This is a genomic window from Acidiphilium sp. PM, assembly GCF_000219295.1.
Lineage (GTDB): Bacteria > Pseudomonadota > Alphaproteobacteria > Acetobacterales > Acetobacteraceae > Acidiphilium > Acidiphilium multivorum.
Genome location: NZ_AFPR01000444.1, coordinates 1 through 4,396, shown reverse-complemented (window position 1 = coordinate 4,396; position 4,396 = coordinate 1). Strand labels below are relative to the sequence as shown.

At 71.9% G+C, this 4,396-nt stretch carries 4 protein-coding genes and 2 pseudogenes; 1 reads left to right on the top strand and 5 read right to left on the bottom strand.

Going from position 1 to position 4,396, the window contains the following annotated elements; genetic code table 11:
• Positions 1–271, top strand: a pseudogene (locus tag APM_RS13420) (ATP-binding protein); the annotation flags it as partial.
• Positions 272–313: 42 nt separating this feature from the next.
• Here the strand turns inward: APM_RS13420 and APM_RS13415 are convergent.
• The 5 genes and pseudogenes from APM_RS13415 to APM_RS13395 all read right to left on the bottom strand — a co-directional run.
• Positions 314–1,294, bottom strand: coding sequence for an aldo/keto reductase (locus APM_RS13415; protein WP_007423903.1), 981 nt, complete (start codon positions 1,292–1,294; stop codon positions 314–316).
• An 84-nt stretch (positions 1,295–1,378) separates the two neighbouring features.
• Positions 1,379–1,843, bottom strand: a complete 465-nt coding sequence (locus APM_RS13410; RefSeq protein ID WP_007423902.1) for a MaoC family dehydratase — start codon at positions 1,841–1,843, stop codon at positions 1,379–1,381.
• Positions 1,840–3,012 (bottom strand): acetyl-CoA C-acyltransferase, encoded by a 1,173-nt coding sequence (locus APM_RS13405; RefSeq protein WP_007423901.1) that lies wholly within the window; start codon positions 3,010–3,012, stop codon positions 1,840–1,842. Before APM_RS13405 ends, APM_RS13410 begins: the two co-directional genes overlap by 4 nt.
• A gap of 40 nt (positions 3,013–3,052) precedes the next feature.
• Positions 3,053–3,844, bottom strand: coding sequence for an SDR family oxidoreductase (locus APM_RS13400; protein WP_007423900.1), 792 nt, complete (start codon positions 3,842–3,844; stop codon positions 3,053–3,055).
• A gap of 12 nt (positions 3,845–3,856) precedes the next feature.
• Positions 3,857–4,396 (bottom strand): annotated as a pseudogene (locus APM_RS13395) (TetR/AcrR family transcriptional regulator); the annotation flags it as partial.

The following is a 4,396-nucleotide window of genomic DNA, read 5'->3' as shown; positions in this document are numbered from 1 at the left end:
CGCGATCCTGCCCGAGGACATGCAGGGGATTTTCCTGATGCTCGCCCGCGCCGCGCGGGACGGGCTGCCCTGCCCGGGCGACCCGGCGATCGCGCGGGCCTATGGCACGCGGTCGCTCGGACGGGCGCGGCGGCTGCTCGCCTATATGGAGGAGCAGGGGCTGATCGTCTGCCAGCTCGACGGGGCGGGGCGGCGCATCGTCACGCTAGTGGAACTCGCCTGGGCGACGGCGCCGGGGCTGACCGACGCCGAGGACAGGCTGCCCGTCTGATTTCGACCCGTCTGAGTCCGTCGCGTCCGATGCCGGTCCGGATTACGAGAAGCCGACCACCGCGTGCGGCACGTAGGGGGCTTCGAGCCGGGCGATCTCCTCGGCGCCGAGGGTGACGCCGATCGCCTCGATCGCGTCCTCCAGATGGGCGAGCTTGGTGGCGCCGACGATGGGCGCGGTGACGCCGGGGCGCGAGAGCACCCAGGCGAGGGCGACCTGGGCGCGCTTGAGGCCGCGTTCGGCGGCGATCGCGGCGACGGCCTCGACCACCTTGCGGTCGGCCGCCTCGGTGGCGGCGTAGAGGGTCTTGCCGAATTCGTCGGTCTCGGCGCGGGCGGTGGCGTCGTCCCAGTCGCGGGTGAGGCGGCCGCGGGCGAGCGGGCTCCAGGGGATCACGCCGACGCCGGCGGCGCGGCAGAGCGGCAGCATCTCGCGCTCCTCCTCGCGATAGAGCAGGTTGAGGTAGTTCTGCATCGAGACGAAGCGCGTCCAGCCATGGCGCTCGGCGGTGGCCAGCGCGGTGGCGAACTGCCAGGCGAACATCGAGGAGGCGCCGATATAGCGGGCCTTGCCCGCCTTCACCACGTCGTGCAGCGCCTCCAGGGTTTCCCCGATCGGCGTCGAATAGTCCCAGCGGTGGATCTGGTAGAGATCGACATGGTCGGTGCCGAGGCGGCGGAGGCTGTTGTCGATCTCGGTCATGATCGCCCGGCGGGACAGGCCGGCGCCGTTCGGGCCGGGGCGCATGCGGCCGTTCACCTTGGTCGCGATCACCACCTCGTCGCGCCGCGCGTAGTCGCGCAGGGCGCGGCCGACGATTTCCTCGCTGGTGCCGTCGGAATAGACGTTGGCGGTGTCGAAGAAGTTGATGCCGGCTTCGAGCGCGCGGCGGATGATCGGGCGGCTGCTCGCCTCGTCGAGCGTCCAGGCGTGGTTGCCGCGATCGGGCACGCCGAAGCTCATGCAGCCGAGGCAGATGCGCGAGACCTCGAGGCCGGTGGCGCCGAGTTTCGTGTATTCCATCAGGGACCTCCGAACGGTTCAGCCCGTGGCGGGCGAGGCGCGGAGGTTAGCCGGGGCGCGCGGCCCCGGCCAGAGCGGGGGCGATCACGCGAGGGCGAGCATCGAGAGCCATTGCGCGATCAGGGCCGGCTTCGGCTGGTCCTCGATCTCCACCGTCACGTCATGCGTCAGCAGGAGGCGCCGCTCGCCCTTCTCGGAGAGACCGGCGAGGGCGAAACGGCCGCGGATGCGCGAGCCGGCGCGGACCGGGGCGAGGAAGCGCAGGCTGTTCATCCCGTAATTCACCGACATCGCCACCCCCGCGAGCCTCGGCAGCGTGTCGTACGCCATGCGGCTGAGCAGCGAGAGGGTGAGGAAGCCGTGCGCGATGGTCCCGCCGAACGGGGTTTCGCGGGCGCGTTCGGGATCGACATGGATGAACTGGTCATCGTCCGTCACCTCGGCGAAGGCGTCGATCCGCGCCTGGCCGACCTCGATCCAGTCCGAACAGCCGACCTCGGTGCCGACCAGCGCGCGATAGTCGGCGAGGGTGAGCGGCGGGGCGCTCACAGAACCTCGAACAGGCCGGCAGCGCCCATCCCGCCGCCGACGCACATCGTCACCACCACGTGGCGCGCGCCGCGGCGCTTGCCCTCGATCAGCGCGTGGCCGACCATGCGGGCGCCGGACATGCCATAGGGATGGCCGATCGAGATCGAGCCGCCATCGACGTTGAGCAGTTCGTCCGGCAGGCCGAGACGGTCGCGGCAATAGAGCACCTGCACGGCGAAGGCCTCGTTCAGCTCCCACAGGCCGATATCGCCGACGCCGAGGCCGAAGCGCGACAGCAGCTTGGGCACCGCGAAGACCGGGCCGATGCCCATCTCGTCCGGCTCGGTGCCGGCGACGGCCATGCCGACATAACGGCCGAGCGGCTGCAGGCCGCGCTTCTCGGCGAGCTTCGCCTCCATCACCACGCAGGCCGAGGCGCCGTCCGACAGCTGGCTGGCATTGCCGGCGGTGATGCAGCCGCCCTCGCGCACCGGCTTGAGCCCGGCGAGGCCCTCGGCAGTGGTGTCGGGCCGGTTGCCCTCGTCGGCGGCGAGGGTGACGGTCTGCTGGCTGGTGGCGCCGGTGGCGCGGTCCGTCACCGTCTTGGTCGCGGTGACGGGGATGATCTCGGCATCGAACCGGCCGGCCTGCTGGGCGCTGGCGGTGCGAAGCTGCGATTGCAGGGCGTAGGCGTCCTGCGCCTCGCGCGAGACGTTGTAGCGCTTCGCCACCACCTCGGCGGTGTCGATCATCGGCATGTAGGTGTCGGCGTGCAGGGCGAGGAGCTCGGGATCGCGATCGACCCGCATCGCCTCGGTCTGCACCGTCGAGATCGATTCGACGCCGCCGGCCAGCACCACGTCCATCCGGTCGACGATGACCTGCTTCGCCGCGGTGGCGATGGTCATCAGCCCTGAGGAGCATTGCCGGTCCATCGTCATGCCCGGCACGGTGACGGGCAGGCCGGCGCGGAGGGCGGCGGTGCGGCCGATCGTGTGCTGCCCGCCCTGGGGCAGGGCGCTGCCGATCAGGCAGTCGTCGATCTCGGCGGGGTCGATCCCGGCGCGGCGCACCGCCTCGCGCAGCGCGTGGGCGGCGAGGGTGGGGGCGGGGGTGGCGTTGAAGGCGCCGCGATAGGCGCGGCCGATCGGGGTTCTGGCGGTCGAGACGATTACGGCGTCACGCATGTCTGTTCGCTCCTCTGGCGGAAAAAGGGATGGGGCGGCCTCAGGGTTCGGCCGTCTCCACCGGGTTGGCGGCGACGAGCCCGCCATCGACGGTGAGCACCTGGCCGACGACATAATCGCCGGCGCGGCTGGCAAGATAGATCGCGGCACCCGCCATGTCCTCGGCGCGGCCGATGCGGCGGGCGGGAATCGCGGCGGCGACCCTGTCGCCCCGGTCGCGGGCGGCGCGGTTCATCTCGGAGGGGAACGCGCCGGGGGCGATGGCGCTGGCGACGATGTTGTCGTGGATCAGCCGCGCCGCCATCCGCCGCATCAGGTGATGGATCGCCGCTTTCGAGGCCTGGTAGCTGTAGGTCTCCCAGGCGTTGACGCGCAGCCCGTCGATCGAGCCGACGCAGATCACCTTGGCCGGGCGGTCGGGCCGCGCCGCCGCCTTCAGCGCGCCGTGCAGCGCCTGGGTGAGGAAGAACGGCGCCTTCACGTTGACGTCGAACACCTTGTCCCAGCCATGTTCGGGGAAGCTGTCGAACGGCGCGCCCCAGGCGGCACCGGCGTTGTTCACCAGGATGTCGAGCGCCGGCTCGCGTTCGGCGATGGTCGCGGCCAGCGCGCGCGCGCCCTCGACGGTCGAGATATCGGCCGGCACGGCGATGCAGTCGGGGCCGAGTTCGGCGGCGGCCGCGTGGCACTGCTCCGCCTTGCGCGCCGAGATGTAGACCCGCGCGCCCTGGGCGAGGAAGCCCTCGGCGATCACCCGGCCGATGCCGCGCGAGCCGCCGGTGACGAGGGCGACGCGGCCCTGTAGCGAAAACAGCGATGCCGGATCGATCATGCCGGTCCTCCCTTATGGTTCCGGGCCGCGAAGCGGCGCTTCTCTCTGTTCAGCTAAGCCAGGCGGGCCCGGCTGGCAAGCCGGTTTTGGATGAGCGTACGGTTTTTCCGGGCGGATCGCCCCGGCGATCGCGGCGGCGAAATCCTCCCGCGCCAGCGCGAGCAGCGCCGTGTCCGCCCCGGTGGCGGCGGCGCGGATCAGCTTGCCGACGAAGACGGCCTGCACCGCGAGCGGGCCGGCGGGGTGCGGCGGTGCGGCGGCAATCGCCGCCAGCCGCCGGCGCCAGGCTCCGTGCTGGTCGCGCAGCGTGGCCGCGATGGCGGCGCGCAGCGCCACGCTCTCGCCGGGCGCCTGGGCGGCGCGGAGAAACACGGCGTAATGGCCGAGCGCCTCGCGCGCATGTTCCAGCACCTCGCGAAACCAGATCGCCGTGGTGAGATCGACGAGCCGCATCTCGTCGATCTCGGCGGGGTCGATCGCGCCGAAGCCCGCGCGGTAGCGCGCCTTCGCCCGGTCGAACAGCGCCACCTGCGCGGTGGCGAGCAGGGCGCC